1 protein-coding gene is annotated in these 255 nt (G+C 41.6%); it reads right to left on the bottom strand.

Going from position 1 to position 255, the window contains the following annotated elements; all coding sequences use genetic code 11:
- The coding region (locus M3221_RS25950) for a transposase (protein ID WP_472843784.1) at nt 1–255 on the bottom strand (255 nt) is incomplete at both ends.

Below are 255 nucleotides of genomic sequence, written 5' to 3'. Positions count from 1 at the left end.
ACACCGCTTTTCGAACGTTTCTTGATTTTTCCTGCAGAAATTCCTTAGGTGATTTTTGATTGTAGCGTGCTTTCGTATGGGTAGCGTCTACAATAACCGTATGGTTTTTGATAATTTCTTTTTCAAGTGCAATCTCAACGGTCTTTCCAATAAGCATATCTAATAAGCCCGCGTCTTGAAGCCGAAGCTTGCGGAACTTTGTGAGCAGGCTTGCGTCAATCACGGGATCTTCCGGTGCCATGCTTAAAAAATATT

The organism is Domibacillus indicus, assembly GCF_023715895.1.
Taxonomy (GTDB): Bacteria; Bacillota; Bacilli; order Bacillales; family Domibacillaceae; genus Domibacillus; species Domibacillus indicus_A.
The sequence above is the reverse complement of the archived record's forward strand: the minus strand, read 5'-3'. Positions and strand labels throughout refer to the sequence as shown.